General features: G+C 76.4%; 1 pseudogene. It reads right to left on the bottom strand.

Features of this window, described 5'->3' with window-relative positions:
* Positions 1-19: 19 nt before the first annotated feature.
* Positions 20-831, bottom strand: a pseudogene (locus HYE82_RS36870) (serine/threonine protein kinase); the annotation flags it as partial.

The raw sequence follows: 831 nt of genomic DNA, 5'->3' as shown, positions 1-831 counted from the left end.
GGTCGGGTGGCAGTGGGGGCTAGCAGGCCGGGGACGAGCCCTTCTGGCCGGTGAGGTCGCGGTTGTACAGCCACCCGGTGGTGTTCGTGCCGTCCACGCGCACGTATGTCCATTGGTTGCCGTACCGGTTGACGATGTAGCAGTGGTACCAGAGCTTCGTGCCGTTCTTCACGAGGGCGCCGGGGGTGCAGTTCTGGTACGGCGCGGCCAGCAGGTGGTGGTCGCCGGAGATGTAGCCGTACGTGCCCGGTTTCGGGTCCTTGTGGGTCCAGCCGTCGCAGCCCGTCGGTACGGGGCCCGGCTGGGCCGGGGCGGCCGAGGACGCCTTCGGGGAGGGCGTCGCCGTGCCCGGCTTCTTCGCGGCAGTGGCGGACGGCTTGGCCTGGGTCCCGGAGGGGGAAGGGCCCGGGCCGGCTGCGCCCGGGTCTCCGGACGTCTGCGGTGCGTGGGTGGCCGCCGGCGGCGTCACCGACGCCTGGGGGTGGTTCCCGCCGCCCCTGCTGGTCACGGCGTACGTGACGCCTCCCGCGGCGAGTACGGCGACCACCGCCACGGCGATCGCGACCCGGCTGCGGCGCCGCGCCCGGTCCATGGCCGCCGTCTCGGTGGCGCGCACGGCGGTGGGCGGCCTGCCCGAGGGCCCTGACTGCGGAGGGAATCCGGCGTACGGGGCCGGGGCGTGAGGCGGCTGCTGAAACGATACGGCGGCGGGCGGCGGGCCGAAGCCGGGAGGCGGCCCGGCGACCGGTACGGCGGCTGGCGCCGCGGCAGGGGTGGCGGCAGGCGCTGCGGCGGCGGGGGCGGCGGCAGGCGGCCCGGCGGCAGGGGTGG

This window comes from Streptomyces sp. BR123 (assembly GCF_013401435.1).
Taxonomy (GTDB): Bacteria; Actinomycetota; Actinomycetes; order Streptomycetales; family Streptomycetaceae; genus Streptomyces.
This window is presented reverse-complemented; position numbering and strand designations above follow the sequence as displayed.